The organism is Geomonas terrae (assembly GCF_004791675.1).
Classification (GTDB): domain Bacteria; phylum Desulfobacterota; class Desulfuromonadia; order Geobacterales; family Geobacteraceae; genus Geomonas; species Geomonas edaphica.
Genome location: NZ_SRSC01000001.1, coordinates 1,335,273 through 1,352,084, shown reverse-complemented (window position 1 = coordinate 1,352,084; position 16,812 = coordinate 1,335,273). Strand labels below are relative to the sequence as shown.

Here is a 16,812-nt window from a genome sequence, read left to right as displayed (position 1 = left end):
CCTGCCCTGCGGCGAAACTCGCCGGCGCGTCCTGCGCTTTTGTAAGGAATATCGACACTGCGGGGTAGGAACTTTAGCGGAAAAACGCCCCGTTGCGATTATTTTTGTCAAATTATCGACGCTTCAGCTTCTCCTCCAGCCCGGCCCGGACGCGGCGCAGCACCCCCTGCCAGTCGCCCGGGCGCTCCTGCCTGAAGATGCGCATGGTCGGGTACCAGGGGGAATCGTCCCGGTCAGCGAACCAGCGCCAGTCGCAGGAGTAAGGGAGCATGAGCCAGACCGGCGCCCCCATCCCGCCTGCCAGGTGGGCCGCCGCTGTGTCGACGGTGACCAGGAGGTCGAGGCCGGCGATGATCGCCGCCGTGTCGCCGAAGTCCCCGATCTGTGGCGAGAGGTCGGCGGCGTTGAGGATCTCCGGGTCGGGCGCCTCGCCAAGCTGCAGCGAGTAAAAGGCCACCCCCTCCATATCGGCGAGGAGGGCGAACTCCTTGAACGGGCAGGCGCGGTTTCTCGGCAGGGGGCCGCCGCGCCAGGCGAGCCCCACCCTGAGGCGTCCCCCCTCTTCCAGGGCGAGATCCCAGAGCGCCGCGCGCCGGGGATGCGGGATAAGATAGGGGCGCCACGGCGGCATCGTCTCCAGCGTGGTCGCGAAGAGATGCGGGAGGCTCGCAAGCCGCACCTGGAGCTCGCACGCGGGGATCGCCTCCCCCTTGGCGCAGACCGCGCTCACCCCGGGGACGCGGGCGATGAGCGGCTTCAGGGTGGGGAGCTGGCAACGCACCACCACCCTCCCCCCGCGCTCCGCCACGAGCGGGGCGTAACGTACGAACTGCAGCGTGTCGCCGAGCCCCTGCTCGCACTGCAGGAGGATGGTACGCCCGCAGAGATCCTCGCCTCGCCAGACCGGGAGCGGGAGCTCCGCCTTCTCCCCGGCGAGACGCCACTCGTACTCCTGCCAGCCGCGTCGGTACTCGCCGATCGACAGGAGGCTGAGCGCCAGGTTCCAGTGCGCGTCCGGGCGCTCGGGCGCCATGGCGAGGAGCTCCTCGTAGGTGGCGATGGCATCGTGCGGCTGCATCAGGTCCTGGTACGCGGTCCCCAGGTTGACGCGAGCCTCGAAAAAGCGGGGGTCCCGGGCGATCGCCTCGCGGTACAACGCGACCGCCTGCGCCGGCTCCTCCAGGACCTGGAGGCAGGAGCCGAGGTTCGCGTATGCGGGAAGATAGCCGGGGTTCAGCGCCAGGGCACGTCGGAACAGCGGCACGGCCGCCTCGTGCGCGCCACGCGAGACCAGCAGCGTGCCGAGGTTGTTGCAGGCGTCGGCGAGGCCGGGGTTCAGTTCCAGGGCGCGCCGGAAGCTCGCCTCCGCCTCGGCGTCCATCCCCTGGTCCTGCAGGGCAAGCCCCAGGTTGTTGTGCGCCTCGGCGAGGTCCGGGCACCGGGCGAGCAGGGCCCGGTAGGCGCGTACCGCCCCGTCCGGATCCCCCGCGCCCCGCAGCCGGTTCGCCTCGCGGAAGATCAGGTTCGGGTCGAGGTCCGGACGGGGGGCGAGGAAGAGCTCCTTTGCCAGCGCCGCGACCACCGCTCCCCACTCCCCGGCGGTCGCCTGCCGGTAGAGGGTGACACTCGGGTACCACGGTGAATCGCGGCGTCCGGCGAGCCAGCGCCAGTCACATGAGAAGGGGAGCATGAGGTGCACCGGTTTACCCATCGCCGCCGCCAGGTGCGCCACCGCGGTGTCCACCGACACGACGGCGTGAAGCTCCCCGATGAGTGCGGCGGTGTCGGCGAAGCTCTTCAACTCGGCGCTGAAGTCGCGCACCGCCCCGGAGGAACAAAGCAGGGCGAGGTCTTCGGGTGGGGCCCCCAACTGCAGGTTGTAGAGCGTCACCCCCGGGATGCGGGCGATAGGGAGGAGCTCCTGCACCGGCAGCGACCGGTAGCGGTCGTTCTTGTATCCGGCGCTCCCGGCCCACACGAGGCCGACCCTGAGCCCCGCATCAGGCGCGAGTCTTTCCCGCCAGGAGGCGGCGCGCTCCCGATCCGCCGCGATGCAAGGTTGTTGCGCCGGGATGCTCGCGAGCGTCGTCCCCAGAAGGTGCGGCAGGCTCATCAGGTAGCACCAGGCGTCGAAGCGGGGGGGCTCGTCCCCGACGGCGACCAGGGTGATGTCGTCACCTTGGGCAGCGAAGAGCGGCAGGAGCTCGCGGCGGCACTCGAGCAGCACCTGCTCGCCGCGCCTGGCGAGCAGCTGGGCGTAGCGGAAGAACTGGATGGCGTCGCCGAACCCCTGCTCTGCGCGCACGAAAAGGGTGCGCCCGGCCAGGGGAGAACCGTCCCATCCCCCTTCGGCCAGTCCGGCGCCCGGGTCCTTCAGGCGCCACTGATACTCGCGCCACCCCTCCGGGTAATCCCCGGTGACGAGGAGGGCGAGAGCCAGGTTCCAGTGCGCGTCCACGTTTTGCGGATCGACCAAGAGCGCCGCGCGCTGCGCGTCGATCGCCTCGTCGAAGCGGTTCAGCGCGAGGAGCGCCCCCCCGAGGTTCACCCATCCCTTCACGTGGTCCGGTTGCAGCTCCACTACCTTGCGGTAGCACTGCACCGCCCCCCCCCACTCCGCCTGACGGCGCAGGGCGTGCCCCAGGTGATAATAGGCGTCGACGAAATGCGGATCGAGGGCGATGGCGTCGCAGAAACGGTCGACCGCCTCGTCGATGCGGCCGAGCTTCAGGAGGACGTTGCCCAGGTTCCCGAGCGCCTCCGGGTACTCCGAGCGCACCCCGAGCGCGCGCCGGTACGATGCGGCCGCCTCGTCCGGTCGCCCCATCTCCTCCTGGATCACCCCCAGGTTGTTGTGCGCCTCGGCACGGTCCGGATCGACCACGGCGGCGCGGGAGAAGAGCTCGCATGCCTCACCCAGGTCCCCCCGCTGTCGGGCGATGGCGCCGGCCAGGGTCAGCAGCTCGACGTTGTCGGGCTCCTCACGCAAAAGCGCGGCGCAGAGCTCGCCCGCACGCTCGACGCGGTTTTCCGACAGCGCCTGGTTCAATTCGGTAAAACGGTCGGTCACCGTATGCTCTCCTTGTCGCCCTTTGCCGTGAGGGTTGCCAGTTCACGCGCCACCCGCTCGAGCACCTCTGCCCAGTCGCCGCGCCGTTTCTGGCGGAAAAGGCGCGCCGTCGGGTACCAGGGGGAATCCTCCCGCTCCATGAGCCAGCGCCAGTCGCAGGCCGCGGGGAGGAGCACCCAGACCGGCACCCCCATCCCCCCGGCCAGGTGTGCCACCGCGGTGTCCGCGGTGATGACGAGGTCGAGTTGGGCCAGGATGGCAGCGGTGTCGGCGAAGCTCCTGATGGCACTTCCAAGGTCGGCAAGCTCCATCCCCGGCGGAGGGTGGACCGCCTGTTCGGCGCCGTCCCCCACCTGCAGAGCGCAGAGGCGCATGCCGGAAACCCCGGCGAGCGGCGCGAAGAGCGGCAGCGACAGCGAGCGTTTCAGATCGTCCTTGTAGCTCTTCCTACCCGCCCAGACGAGCCCGACGCGCAAGCCGCCGACCGGGATGCGGGGACGCCAGCGCTCTACGAGGAGCGGATCCGCGAAGAGGTAGGGGATGTGCGCCGGCACGGTGGCGAGCTCGGTGCCGCACAGGAAAGGGAGGCTCATGAGCGACGCGTGGCAGTCGAAGCGGGGTAACGGGTCCTCGCGCAGGAGCACGCGTTCCACGCCGGGGACAGTGGCAAGGACCGCCGCGATGGCGCTCCCCTGGCACTGCACCAGCACGCGCCCCCCCTGCGCGGCGAGTAGCGGCGCATAGCGCACGAACTGGAAGGTGTCACCGAACCCCTGCTCGGCGTAGAGCAGGATGGTCCGCCCCGCGAGAGAAGAGCCGTCCCACGCGGGGCCTGCAAGCTCCGGGCGCGGGATGGGATCTTCCCTCTCAAAGCGCGCCTCGTAGCCCAGCCACCCTTCGCGGTAGCGCCCGAGCTGCAGCTCGATCAGGGAGAGGTTCCAGCGGGCATCGGCATAGGAGGGGTCGAGCTCCAGCACCCTGAGGTAGCAGGCGATCGCCTCGTCCACGTGCCCCATGGCACGGCTTGCCGAGCCCAGGTTGTTGAGGGCGTGCAGGTAATCGGGGTCACGGGAGAGCGCGGTGCGGTAGCATTGCACCGCCTCCTCCAGGCGTCCCTGGACCTGCAGGGTGATGCCGAGCGCGTTCCATGACGGGAGGTAGCCGGGATGGCCCGCCAGGACGGCGCGGAAGGTCTCCTCGGCACGCTCGAAGGCGCCCGTTGCGTGGTACAGCTCACCCAGGTGGTGCCGGGCTTCGAGGTAATCCGGCGCCGCGGCGACCGCCCTTTTGAGCGCGTGCAGCGCCTCATCGAGCGCACCTTGCGCCTTCAGGGCAAGCGCCAGGTTGTGCCAGGCCTGGGGCAGCGCCGGATCGAGGGCGAGGGCGCGCCGGTAGCAGTCGATCGCCTCGCCGTTGCGCCCGAGCGTGTAGAGGCTGTTCCCCATGTTGTAGTGGGGTGCGATGAGCTCCGGGGCAAGCCGGACCGCCTCCCGGTAGCGTTCAACCGCTTCCTCCTGCCTCCCCGCCTCGTCAAGCGCGCACCCCTCGTCGTTCAAGAACTCCGCCCTGGAGCCTCGGCCCACGGCAGCCGCGGGAGGCTGGACGGCGTGTGGGGCGGCACCGGCTCCCGCGACGAGCCCGGCCAGGTCCGCGCGCAGCCGGGAGAGTACCCCCTCCCAGTCACCGGCCTGCTCTTGTCGAAACAGGCGCATGGTCGGGTACCATGGGGAGTCCTCGCGACCGGTCATCCAGCGCCAGTCGGGGATGAAGGGGACGAGGAGCCATACCGGGATGCCGAGCGCGCCGGCCAGGTGTGCCACCGAGGTGTCCACGGCGATGACCAGGTCGAGGCGGCTTAGCAGCGCCGCGGTGTCGGCGTAGTCCCGGATTGCCGGGGCAAGGTCGGTCGCCGCAAGAGGGAGTTCCCCGCTCCCACCCACCTGCAGCGCATAGAAGCTCACGCCGGGAAGACCGGTGAGCGCTGCGAGCGCCGAAGCCTGAAGCGAGCGGTTCCGGTCGTTTGGGTGGGCCGGGTTGCCGCGCCAGACGAGCCCTACCTTGAGCGTTCCGTCCTCCCGGACCAGGAAACGGCAACGCTCGAGGCGTGCCGGGTCCACCTGCAGGTAGGGAACCCGGTTCGGCATGTTCGAAAGCTCGGTGCCGAAGATGCCGGGAAGATCCATGAGCGAGGCCTGCAGATCGAATGGGGGAAGCTTCTCGCCGCGGGCGAAGACGCCGGCCACCCCGGTCGCGTTGCGGGCGACCTCGACGAGCGAAGCGGACTGCACCTCTACCAGCACGCGCCCCCCCCGCTCGGCGGCAAGCGGCGCGTAGCGCAGAAACTGCAGCGTGTCCCCCGCTCCCTGCTCGCCCCACAAAAGGAGGGTCCGCCCGGCAAGCGCGCTGCCGTCCCAGGCGGGAAACTCCTGAAAGCGCCGCACCGGAGCCTCGCTGCTTTTCTTGAAGCGCCAGACAAACTCGCGCCACCCGGCGGCGAGGTCGCCGCGCGTAAGCAGGAGCACGGCCAGGTTCCAGTGCGCATCGCCGTGTTCCGGGGCGCGGCGCACCACCTCACGTAACTCTTCCTGCGCCTCCTTGAAAAGCCCCAGCTCCTTGCAGGCGGTGGCGAGGTTGTAGCGGGCCTTCACGAGGGATGGGTCCAGGCGCAGCGCCTCCCGGTAGCTGGCCGCGGCGCCTTGGAGATCCCCCTCCATCTGCCGCGCGATCCCGAGGGCCTCGTGCAACAGGGGGGCTTTCTGCTCAAGGGCGAGGGCCGCCTCCAGCGCCTCGCGCGTCCCGGCCATCATCCCCATCTGCTGCAGCGCGCCGGCAAGGGCGTAATGCGGCTCCCAGCGCCCGGGCAGGAGCTGGGCCGCCTTGGTGAGGCGTACCGTCGCCTCGCGCGGCTTGCCGGTTGCAGCCAAGAGGGCGCCGCAGAGGTAGTGTGCGGTCCCGTCGAGGGGACGCCTGGCGAGGGCCCCTTCCCAGAAGGAGAGCGCCGCGCCGAGAAGCGCCGTGCGCACCCTTTGCACCACTTCGCCCCACTCCCCCTGGAGCTTCTGCCGGAAAATACGCATGGTCGGGTACCAGGGGGAATCCTCGCGCGCCACGAGCCAGCGGTAATCCCCCGCCATGGGGAGGAGAAGCCAGACCGGCTTGCCGAGCGCCCCGGCCAGGTGTGCCACCGAGGTGTCGACGGAGATGACGAGGTCGAGCCCGGCGATGAGCGCCGCGGTGTCACCGAAGTCGCGGATGCCGGCGGTCAGGTCGACGAGCCCCGAACACTCGCGCGCTTTCGCCCCCTCCTCCCCCACCTGCAGGGAATAGAGCGTCACCCCGGGAACCTCGGAGAGGGGGGTGAGTTCTGCGATGGGGCAACTGCGGAAGGGGTCGGGAAGCGGCTTGCCGGCCCAGACGAGCCCGACCTTTAACCCGGGGTCGCCGGAGAGCTTTTCGCGCCAGTGGGCGAGCCGCTCCGGGGGGGGCGCTAGGTACGGGACGCGGTCCGGAACGGTTTCAAGCTCGGTGCCGAAGAGGTGGGGGAGCGAGAGAAGCGGCGCCTCGAGGTCGAAGGGGGGGAGCTCCCCCCCCATGACGCAGACCTCGCTTACGCCCGGGATGTTCTTCATGAGGGGGATGAGGGCGGCGGACTGGCACTCGGCGATGACGACGCCACCGCACTGCGCCACCATCGGGAGGTAGCGGGCGAACTGGATCGTGTCGCCGTACCCCTGTTCGCCGTGCACCAGGATGCGCTTTCCGTTGAGCGGCGCGCCGTCCCAGGCGGGGGCGTCGAAGGCGCGCCTGGGCGAGGTGAAGCTCTCCTTTTTCCAGCGCCACTGGTACTCGGACCACCCCATTTTGAAGTCGCCCGCGAGGAGCAGGGCGAGGGCGAGGTTCCAGTGCGCCTCGGCGTCATCGGGACGGCGGCGCGCCAGGTCGCGGAAACAGGCGAGCGCCCCGTCGAGGTCGCCCGAGCGCTGCAGGGCGCCACCAAGGGCGATGGCGATCTCCGGGGCGTCCGGCATACGCTCGAGCGCCAGGCGAAACTGACGCGCCGCCTCGGCGAAGCGCCCAAGCCTGAAGAGGGTCGAGCCCATGTTGTTGAGGGCGATCGGGTCTCCCCCCCTCACGGCGAGGGCTGAGCGGTACTCGTCGAGCGCCTCGACCGGGCGCCCGGTTTCGTCGAGGATAGCGCCCAGGTTGATGCGTGCGTCCACGGCGAGCGCCCCTCCTGCTGCGATCAGCGGGCGATAGATCGCCTCCGCCTCGGTCAGGCGGCCGGCGCGCTGCAGCTCCATGGCGCGGGCGAACTCCCGTGCCGGGTCGGTAGCACCGGCCATGGGATCAGGCCCCCTGCATGCGGGCGAGCTCGGCGCGGTTGGCGAGCTTGGTCGCGATGTAGTGGAACTGGCGCGCGGCGCCGTCCCAGGTGAGCCGTTTCATCTCCTCCGCCGCGAGGGCCCCCTTCCCGGGGAGCTCGTCGCGGTTGCGGTAGACCCGCTCGAGCGTCTCGATCACCTCTTCCAGGACCGGCTCCTCCCACACCGCGCTCTGCACCCCGCCGCTTGCAACCACCATCGGCACGTAGCGGCTGAGGGGATAAGCTATGGCGGGTGTGATGACGTCGGCGTGGCCGGATGAATCCGAGGCGATCACGGTCCGGCCGCACGCCATGTATTCGCACATCACCATGTTGTTCCCCCCCTCGCAGCGGTTCGGGAAGAGCCCGACGTGGGTCTCGGAGAAGAGCCGGCGCATCATCTTGTTGTCCACCAGGGGGTGTACCAGGGTGCGGACGGGGTCGAGGCCGTTTTCCAGGGCGCAGCGTCCCGGCAGGTTTAGGAAATCGACCTCGTCATGGCGGTAGTTGATCAGGCGCGATGCCGCCATGGTCGCGAGGGAAAAGGGCCACTGGTTGGTCCAGCTGCAGGAAAGGTAGACGTCGGGGTGCCGCTGCATCATCACCTTCATGGCCGCGATGACGAAGTCCTGCCCCTTTCTAAATTCGAACTTGCCGCCGGAGAAGATGACGAAGCGATCGTCCGGGGGGAACGGCACCGGGAAGAAGTGTTCCGGGTCGATCCCCTGGAGGATGGTGCAGCAGTTTTTAACGCCGCCGATCCTCAGCTGGTACTCGCACCATTTCGAGCCGGCGACGATGAAGTCCCACTTTTTCGCCGCCTCGCGCGTGAAGTTCAGGACCTCGATGTTGTCCTCGAAAAAGCAGTAGCCGATGTTGATGGCGTTCCAGTCCTCCGACGTGCGGGGAGCCAGAGACCTCGACATGCAGTGCAGCGTGACCCCGGGGACCGGGGGGAGCTTGGCGATTTCTCGTTCCAGGTAGGTTCCGGCTACTCCCCAGCCGTGCATGGAGCCGCTGGGCATCGATACTTTCATGAATGTACCTCTCGGTGGTGATAGGGCTGCCACAAGACGGCAGCAACTACCGTACCAGAGGACGGCATGCGAGGGTAAGAGTCCGAAAATGCGGGTTTAATTCAGACAGCGGGGGCGCGGGTCATTTCTTTGACAGTGGAAGTCAAGGGTGGCGCCGCCAGTCGGAGCAGTCGGACGGGGCGGCGGGGCGGGTTGCTGGACGCAGGGGGCTACGGTTCGTTGCGCTCGCTTTGCTCGTTGAGAAGGACAATGTCGACGCGGCGGTTCTTGGCCCGACCGTCTTCATCGCTGTTGTCGGCTACCGGGCGGTACTCGCCGTACCCCGCGGCGGATATGTTGGCGGGATCGAAATCCTCCTGCTTCACCAGGTAGCGCAGCACGTTGGTGGCGCGCGCCGTGGAAAGCTCCCAGTTCGACGGGAAAGCGGCAGAACTGATGGGAACGTTGTCGGTGTGCCCCTCGACCCGCACGCCGTTGGAATAACTGGCGAGCGAGGCCATCACGTCGTTTAAGAGGGCGTAGGAACCGGACTTCAGGGTGGCGCTCCCGGAATCGAAGAATCCCGCCTCCTTGAGACTCACCACGAGCCCGCGCTGGGTCACCGAGACGGAGACCTTGTTCTGCGCCCCGACCTTCATAAGATAAGCCTCGATCGAGGCCTTGGTGGCCCGGAAATCCTGCTCGCTGCCGCGGCTCTTGCCGCGCTTGGGGGCCTGGGTCATCTTGTGCATCGAGGGGATCACGCTCATGGAGCCGGTGTCGATCACGGTTGGCTTCGCGCCGGCGCTCGTGGTGCTGTAACCGAAGGATTCCCGCATCGAGGCGAGCACCTCTTCCGCCTTCTTCTTGTCGGTCTGGCTCATGGCGTAGAGCGTCACGAACACCGCGAAGAGCAGGGTGATGAAGTCGGCATAGGAAACGAGCCACCGCTCGTGGTTCGGTTCCTTTTCGTGTTCCTTCTTCTTAGCCATCTACTTCCCCTTCTTCTCGGGCCCCTCGTGCAGGTATGCCCTGAGCTTCTGCTCGATGAAGTGGGGGTTCTCACCGTTTTGGATGGCGATGAGCCCCTCGATGACCATCTCTTTCTGCAACAGCTCCTCCTTCAGGCGGATCTTCAGCTTGGTGCCGAAGGGGATGCAGAAGATGTTGGCGGTCATGAGACCGTAGATGGTGGCCACGAAGGCGACGGCGATACCGCCGCCGAGTTTGGAGGGGTCGGAGAGGTTGCTCATGACGTGGATCAAGCCGAGCACGGCGCCGATGATGCCGATGGTCGGTGCGAAGCCCCCCGCCGCCTCGAAGACCTCAGCGCTGTGCTTGCCGTGCGACTCGAAGGAGCCTAGCTCGATCTCCATGGTCTCCCTGAGCTTCTGCGGGTCGATGCCGTCGACGACGAGCGAGATCCCCTTCTTGGTGAAGGAGTCCTTCACCGTCTGGGCTTCCTGTTCCAGGGAGATGAGGCCGTTTCTGCGCGCCTTGGCGGCGTAGTTGATGATGTTCTTGATCACACCTTCGGGGTCTTCCTTCGGGGGCATGAAGACCTTCTTCAGGTCCTTCACCGCGGCGAGCAGGATCGGCAACGGGAAGCTGACGATGGTCGCCGCCGCGGTGCCGCCGAGCACGATGATGGCCGCGGTCGGCTGTATGAGAGCCGACATGTGCAGCCCCTCCAGGGCCGCACCGCCGAAGACCGCGAAAAGCCCCAGCGTGATTCCGATTATGGTCGATAAATCCATAGTGGTTCCGGATCAACCTTGCGCTCCCGTCATCCGGGAGGTTAGATCTTGCAGTTCGGGTGGTAGCGCTCCGCGTCCCTTCTGCGCAGGTAGCGGCGGGCAACGCTCGACGAAGCCTGCCGGAACACGTGCGCCTTGAAGGTCACGACCCGGTCGATCACCACTCGTGCCGGTTCCAGCACGAGGTAGCGGTTGCCGTTGGAAAGGGTGATGTGCGTGTCCGGGGTCTCCGTGATGATCTCGATCAGGTCCGGGTTCAGGTACATCTCGGTGCCGTCGCGTGTTGTCACCTTGATCATGCGCTCCCCCACGGGCGAAGTTCCTAATACAGCCGATAGTGTTTTATTCGGACGTGCCGCGGAAAGCTTTAGCGCTAACCGCCGCCACGTCGAAAAAAGGAACGAAAAGGGCCGGGCGAGCCCTCTGCTCGCCCGGCCCATGACGGCGCAGGGGTGCGTCCCCCCCCTAGCTCATATAGTCCAGAAGCGAAAGCTGGCTAAGCTTCGCCGTTGCGGAAAGCGCCGCGTTGAAGGCGGTGGTCTGCTGCGACAAAAGCACTCCGGCCTTCGCGTAGTCCACGTTCTGGATGTCGCCGAAGACGGTCTTCAGCGTGTTCTGGTTGTTGGTGATCATGCTCTTCATGTTGTCCAGGCGCACGAGCCTGCCACCCACGTCGGAAAGCGCCACGTTGATCTGGTCCGCCCCCGCCTTCAGGTTTTTGACCCCGTCCAGGATCCCGGCACTATCCTTGTTCCCGATCGCGGTGATGAGGGCGTCGATGGAGCCCAGGATGTCGATCGGCCCCTGCCCAGCGGTGGCACCGCTCCCAACCGTCGCCGCCGGTTTGCCGCCGCGCAAGAGGGCCGCACCGTCCACGGTGGCGCCCACGTAGCTGTTCGGGGCGACCTCGACTTTCAGTATGTCGGTTGTGCCGCTGAAGACTCCCGTTGAGTCGAAAGGCTGGCTGGTCGAGTAGCCGCCGAAGACGTACTGGTCCCCAAGGCGCGTGTTCCCCATGTCGACCAGCTGGCTCTTCAACTGGGTAAGGTTGGTGATCGCGCTCGCCGTGCTGGTCGCATCAAGGGTCCCGGTCACCATGTCCCCGGAGATCTTCTTCACCTGCTGCATCAGGTCCGCCATGCTGGAGAGGGCGGTGTTGGAGACGTTCAGCAGGGTCTCGGTCTTCGTGATGTTGGAGCTGTACTGGCTGCCGGCGTCGATCTGCTCCTGCAGGTCGAGCAGTTGCCTTGTCGAGAGCGGATCGTCGCTTGGGCGGTTGATGTTGTAGCCGGAGGCGAGCTGTTCCTGAAGCTGGTCGATGGTGGTGCGCCCCTGCTGCAGGTTGTAGATCGCGTTATCGGCGCTCATGCCGGGCGTGATTCTCATGACGGTCTCCTATCGCACCATGCCGAGGATGGTGTCGAGCATGTCGCTTCCCGCGGTTACCACCTTGGCGGCCCCCTGGAAGGCGCGCTGGTACTTGGTGAGGTTCAGAAGTTCCTCGTCGAGCGAGACCTCCGAGTTCGAAGCGCGCAGGGCGTTCAGCTGTTTCAAAAAGGCGGCGTTCTGCGTGGTCACGTTCTGCACCCCCTCGGTATCCACCCCCACCTGGGAGACCATGGAGTTGTAGAAGTTGCCGAAGGTCGCGTTGCCGGTGCTGAAGGCTAAGCTCGTGCTCGAGAGGTTGGCGAGCTTGAGGGCGTTCACGTTGTTGCCGCTGCTGGTCGGGACCGGGTCGCTCGCGGTCGGCAGGGCGGCGGCGATCTTGATGGCGGAGATCCCCGAATCGAGCGCGATGTCCTTCGCGGTTACCCCGGAAGCGTCGAAGAAGTCGTTGCCGGTCGTCCCGTCGAGGGCGTACCCCGCCGCGTGCAGCGTGTTCACCTGGGTGACCACCTGGTTCGCCATCTCGTCGAGCATGGAGCGGTACTTGGGAACGATGCTGTCCCTGACCTCCATGGTGCCGCCTAATTTCCCGCCGATCGCGGCGCCGTCCCCCACCGTGGCGACGACGGTGTCCGTCCCCGGCGCGTTGGCGGGAGGCGGGTTGCCGAGCCCCGAGATCATGATGTCGTTCGCGGCGGGCGTACCGGTCGCGTTGGTGTAGAGGGTGGCGTATTTGGTGCCGGCGACCAACTGGGCGCCTCCGGCCAGGGTGACCGAGGCGGTGCCGTCGTTGCCGATGCTGGTCGTGATGCCGGTCTGCTCGGAGAGCTTTCTGAGCAGGAGGTCGCGCTGGTCGAAGAGCTCGTTGGCGTTCCCCCCTACCGCGTTGGTGGCGAGGATCTGCTGGTTCACCAGGGAGAGGTTCCTCGCGTTGTCGGTCACCTCGGCGGTGATCCCGACCAGGTTCTGGTCCGCGGTGGAGGCGATCGAGGTGAGGCTCGAGTCGGCCTGGTGGAAGCTGTCCACCATGATCTGGCCCCGGGTCAGCACCGCCTGTCTTTCGGCGGCCCCGGACGGGTTCACCGAGAGGTCCTGGAAGGCGCCGAAAAAGTTGGTCACCGCGGTGCCTAGCCCGTCGGAGGTGAGCGAGTTGAAGCTCGCCTCGATCTGCTCGAGGGACGACTGCTGGGCGAGGCTCTCCTGGTAGCCGCTGTTCGCGTTCACGAGCTGCAACTGGAGCATGCTGTCGTAGGAGCGCTGCACCGACGCGACCTCTACCCCGGTCCCGAGCGGGAAGCCGTTCGCCGTGGTGACCGGCTTGTTTTCCATGATCACCCGCTGCCTGGAGTACCCCTCGGTGTTGACGTTGGCGATGTTCTCGCCGGTGACTTCCAGGGCGAGACGCTGCGCCGTGATCCCGGAGGAGGCTATGTCGAAGATGGTGTTGAGGCCCATGCTAGATCTCCTTGCTGACGAATCCGGAGGTGCCGCGTCCGCCGTTCACGAAGGCGCCCGCGACGCCGTAGGTGTGGCCGGGGTTGAAGATGCGGTTGAAGAAGTTCACCGAATTCCCCACCACGTTCAGGGAGTCCTCGATGAGGCGCCGGTGCAGGGCGAGTGCCCCTTGCAGGGCGCGTGCGTTGCCGGAAACCGACTGCTGCGCCTCGGTAAGCGCCCGCTTCTGCGCGGCCCCCAGGCGCTCGATGATCGGCGAGAGCGTCTGGTTCCCCGGCATGCCGAGCTCGGCGCCGATCGAGGCGATCATGAGCCGGCACTGCTCCGAGAGCTTCGCCAGGCGCTCCATCCCCGCGGCGATCTCCTGCTGGTTCTCCTCCATCCTCGCGAGGTCCAGCGAGATCATGCAGTTCTCCTCCTCCTTGAGGAGGGCCTGCAACTGGTCCAGGAGTATCCCCTTTTCGCACAGGGCCGCTATCAGTTCCGCTATGCTGCGATCCATCACTTCCCCCTTAACGCGACTTTCCGTACGCGTCCATCATCTTCTGCGCCAAAACGGAGGGGTCCACGCGGTACCCTCCGTTTTGCAGGTTCTGTTTGGCGAGCGCCACCCGGTCGAGCCTCACGTCCGGCATGGCCGCCACCTCGTCCTTTAGCGTCTGCAGCTCCCTCGCCTTCTGGGAGATCTCAACACGGTCGATGCTGATGACCCGCCCGGCGGGACGGGAGCCCTGGACCGCCTGGGCCTGTTGGTTTTCGTTTCGGACCTGCTGGGAGCGGTTAAGGTCGACTACGTAGGCAGAGCCTTCAATCCGCATCGTGCACCCCCTTAGCCGGAGCCGGTGCGCCGTAAGCGCGAGAGAGTTCCCTCTCTATGGTCTTTGCCAGTCCTATGCCGCCTCCCTGCACCGCGGCGTTGGCGTACTCCTGGTCGAGCAGGGAGCGGAAGGTCTCTTCCCCCTTGCCACCGCCGGTAAGGGTGTCTTTCCCCACCGTGTCCCGCATCGACTTGAGCATCATGGAGACGAACATCGCCTCGAAGTCGCGCGCCACCTTGCGGATCTGCTCGGGGTTTTGCTCCTGCCGCCCCTTTTGCGCCCTCAGGTCTGCGACCGGCAAGGTGTTGTCCGGTATCGACTTAAGCTCCATGCCGCTCTCCTACATCACGCTCAGCTCGGCGTTGAGGGCGCCGGCCGCCTTGATCGCCTGCATGATTCCCAAAAGATCACGCGGGGTGACCCCCAGGGTATTCAAGCCCCGTACCACATCGCCCAGGTTCGCCCCCTCCCTGACGAGGGAGAGGTTCACCTTCTCCTCGGCCACCTTCAGGTCTGTCCTCGGCACCACGACGGTGGTGCCCCCCTTCGACAAGGGGGCGGGTTGGGAGACCTTCGGGGTCTCCTTCACCACGACGGTCAGGTTGCCGTGGGAGACCGCCACCGTCGAGATGCGGACGTTCTCGCCCATGACGATGGTGCCGGTCCGCTCGTTCATGACCACCTTCGCGGTCACGTCGGGGTTCACGTCGAGGCGCTCGAGGTCGGCCACGAACTCGACGACGCGGTTTTGGTAGTCTGCGGGAATCGCGACCTGTACGCTGCCGGGATCGGTGAGCGAGGCGGCCCCCTGGAAGCGACCGTTGATGGCGGAGGCGATGCGGCTTGCCGTGGTGAAATCGGACTGGTGCAGGTTCAGCTTCAGCACCGAGCGGTTGGCGAGCACGTTCGGGAGCTCGCGCTCCACGAGGGCCCCCTCGGGGACTGTGCCGGCGGTGGGATGGTTCTTCACCGCGCTGGCCGCCTGGCCGCCGTAGGAGAACGAGTTGGTGAGCACCGGTCCCTGCGCGACCGCGTAGACCTGCCCGTCGGCCCCCTTCAGGGGCGCCATCATGAGCGTGCCGCCGGCGAGGCTTTTCGCGTCGCCCATCGAGGAGACCAGCACGTCGAGCCGGTTTCCCTGCTTGGCGAAGGGGGGGAGATCGGCGGTCACCATGACGGCCGCCACGTTTTTCACCGTGATGTCGCCGCGGTTCACCGTGAGCCCCAGCCGCTCCAGAGCGCCCACCAGCGACTGCACCGGGAACTTGGTCTGGTCCGAGTCGCCTGAGCCGTTCAGGCCGACCACCAGGCCGTAGCCGATGAGCTGGTTCTGGCGCACGCCGTCGAAGGCGGCGATGTCCTTGATGCGCGCCCCGAGGGCGACCCCGGGAAGGAGCAAAAAGACGAGGAGCGCGAAAGCGTATTTTGATAAAAGGTTAATTTTCAAGCGGTTCACCTAACCCTTTTCGGCGCGCCGTGTCGGAAACTTGACACAAAACGTCAATTCCCGCACACGCCGCCCCCTAGAACGGCCACACCTTGTCCAGCACGTTCATGAGCCACCCAGGTTTCTGCCGGTCCGAGATGACCCCCTTGCCCGAGTAGGAAATCCTGGCATCGGCGATCAGGGCCGAATTCACCGTGTTGTCGGCGCTGATGTCGCGCCCGCGCACCGTGCCGGTCAGCACGATCACCTGGTCCTCGTTGTTCACCTTGACGTTGCGCCTCCCCTCGATGAGGAGGTTGCCGTTGGGGATCACATCGACCACCTTGGCCGAGATGGTCGCCTGCAGGGTCTCCTGCCGCGAGGTGGAGCCCGCGCCGTCGAACTTGGAGCTGTTGCTCGCGCTCAAAAGGTTCGCGAGGTCGGCCCAGGTCTTGACCGGCGTCTTTTCGAGGCCCAAGAGCTTCGGGATGCCGGCGCTGATCGAAGAGTCGCGCGAGGTGCCGGTGGCCGCCTTCTTGCTGGCGCTCGCGTTTTCCGAGATGACCACGGTGACGATGTCGCCGCGCCTTCTCGCCTTCACGTCCTCGGCAAGTCCCGTCGAGGAGGCCTGCCAGAGCGATCCGGAGGCGTAGTTCATCTGCGGCGCCGGGATCTGCTGGTCGAAGCTCGGTGTGGTCACCTCGGCGCTCTCGTGGGCGCACCCGGCAAGCCACAAAAGCGGCAGGCACAGGGCCGCCGCCTTAAATATTTGAGAGCCTGCGCTCTTCTTGCGGTCCATCAGAAATCCACCTTCACCGTGGTCGCGTCAACCACCCGCGCCGCGATCTCCTTCTGCGAGGAGAGGTTCTGCACCGTGATCAGGTCGCCCGGGGCGCCCGGCCCCTTGGCCCGTCCCGTCGCGGTGATGCGCACCACGTCGTTCTCGGCCACGATGGTCACCACCTGGCCGCTTTTGACGACGGGCACCTTCTCTAGGTTGTCCTTTCTTACCGGGGCGTTGGCCCTCATGGTGCTCTTCACCCTGAGACCTACCGCCTCGTCGATGTTGTTGAAATAACGCCCCTGCACCTGGGCCAGGTCGCGCTTTGCGACGGCGAGATCCGATGTTGCCAGCACCTCGCCACGCTCCAGGGTGCGCGACGCAACCACCATGTCGGCCAGCGCCTCGACGTCGACCAGCACGGTCTGGTTCCGCTTCACCTGGTCGTCGACCCGCACCACGAGGGCCACCGAGGCCGTTCCGTACCCCTCCCAGCGCTCCGGGGCCACCACGTCGAAGGTCACCTTTCCGGCGGGGAGCTTCAGGTTCCCCTGGTAGTTGATCTTCTTCACGGTGACCTGGGCGTTCAGCGGGGCGGCTTTCTGCATCAGGTAGTCGGTGATCGCCCCTTTCACCGTCGCCTCGGTGACGAGGTTCACGGGGGCCGGTACAGCGGCGCGGGCGATCCCCGAAATGGGGAGAGCGAGGAGCGCGAGTGCGAACAGGAACGCGCGCATCAG

At 66.8% G+C, this 16,812-nt stretch carries 14 protein-coding genes; all 14 read right to left on the bottom strand.

The genetic code is table 11. The features are described from left to right. Positions 1–112 precede the first annotated feature (112 nt). Positions 113–3,070, bottom strand: a complete 2,958-nt coding sequence (locus E4633_RS05790) for a tetratricopeptide repeat protein (protein ID WP_135869284.1) — start codon at positions 3,068–3,070, stop codon at positions 113–115. Then, positions 3,067–7,413, bottom strand: a complete 4,347-nt coding sequence (locus E4633_RS05785) for a tetratricopeptide repeat protein (RefSeq protein ID WP_135869283.1) — start codon at positions 7,411–7,413, stop codon at positions 3,067–3,069. Before E4633_RS05785 ends, E4633_RS05790 begins: the two co-directional genes overlap by 4 nt. Before the next feature lie 4 nt (positions 7,414–7,417). After that, a complete protein-coding gene (locus tag E4633_RS05780) occupies positions 7,418–8,470 on the bottom strand; it encodes a glycosyltransferase family 4 protein (protein ID WP_135869282.1) in 1,053 nt (350 codons plus the stop codon). A gap of 209 nt (positions 8,471–8,679) precedes the next feature. Continuing rightward, positions 8,680–9,441: an OmpA/MotB family protein gene (locus E4633_RS05775; RefSeq protein ID WP_135869281.1), complete on the bottom strand. Its 762-nt coding sequence runs from the start codon at positions 9,439–9,441 to the stop codon at positions 8,680–8,682. Continuing rightward, on the bottom strand, positions 9,442–10,206 hold the full coding sequence (locus E4633_RS05770) for a flagellar motor protein (protein WP_135869280.1): 765 nt from the start codon (positions 10,204–10,206) through the stop codon (positions 9,442–9,444). It abuts the gene before it with no gap. 41 nt (positions 10,207–10,247) lie between these two features. Beyond that, on the bottom strand, positions 10,248–10,505 hold the full coding sequence (locus E4633_RS05765) for a flagellar FlbD family protein (RefSeq protein ID WP_135869279.1): 258 nt from the start codon (positions 10,503–10,505) through the stop codon (positions 10,248–10,250). Between the two features lie 166 nt (positions 10,506–10,671). Next, positions 10,672–11,592 (bottom strand): flagellar hook-associated protein FlgL, encoded by a 921-nt coding sequence (gene flgL / locus E4633_RS05760; RefSeq protein WP_135869278.1) that lies wholly within the window; start codon positions 11,590–11,592, stop codon positions 10,672–10,674. 9 nt (positions 11,593–11,601) lie between these two features. After that, the gene (flgK, locus tag E4633_RS05755; protein ID WP_135869277.1) at positions 11,602–13,047 is read right to left on the bottom strand and encodes a flagellar hook-associated protein FlgK; all 1,446 of its coding nucleotides are present in this window, start codon (positions 13,045–13,047) and stop codon (positions 11,602–11,604) included. A gap of 1 nt (position 13,048) precedes the next feature. After that, on the bottom strand, positions 13,049–13,549 hold the full coding sequence (locus tag E4633_RS05750) for a flagellar protein FlgN (RefSeq protein WP_135869276.1): 501 nt from the start codon (positions 13,547–13,549) through the stop codon (positions 13,049–13,051). A gap of 10 nt (positions 13,550–13,559) precedes the next feature. Beyond that, positions 13,560–13,865, bottom strand: a complete 306-nt coding sequence (flgM, locus tag E4633_RS05745; protein ID WP_135869275.1) for a flagellar biosynthesis anti-sigma factor FlgM — start codon at positions 13,863–13,865, stop codon at positions 13,560–13,562. After that, on the bottom strand, positions 13,855–14,196 hold the full coding sequence (locus tag E4633_RS05740; RefSeq protein ID WP_135869274.1) for a rod-binding protein: 342 nt from the start codon (positions 14,194–14,196) through the stop codon (positions 13,855–13,857). Before E4633_RS05740 ends, flgM begins: the two co-directional genes overlap by 11 nt. Before the next feature lie 9 nt (positions 14,197–14,205). After that, on the bottom strand, positions 14,206–15,306 hold the full coding sequence (locus E4633_RS05735) for a flagellar basal body P-ring protein FlgI (RefSeq protein ID WP_135869586.1): 1,101 nt from the start codon (positions 15,304–15,306) through the stop codon (positions 14,206–14,208). A gap of 82 nt (positions 15,307–15,388) precedes the next feature. Then, positions 15,389–16,090: a flagellar basal body L-ring protein FlgH gene (locus E4633_RS05730; RefSeq protein WP_135869273.1), complete on the bottom strand. Its 702-nt coding sequence runs from the start codon at positions 16,088–16,090 to the stop codon at positions 15,389–15,391. Then, positions 16,090–16,809 carry a flagellar basal body P-ring formation chaperone FlgA gene (gene flgA / locus E4633_RS05725; protein ID WP_135869272.1) on the bottom strand — a complete coding sequence of 240 codons (720 nt, stop codon included), beginning with the start codon at positions 16,807–16,809 and terminating at the stop codon, positions 16,090–16,092. The genes E4633_RS05730 and flgA overlap by 1 nt, the downstream gene beginning before the upstream one ends. Positions 16,810–16,812 lie beyond the last annotated feature (3 nt).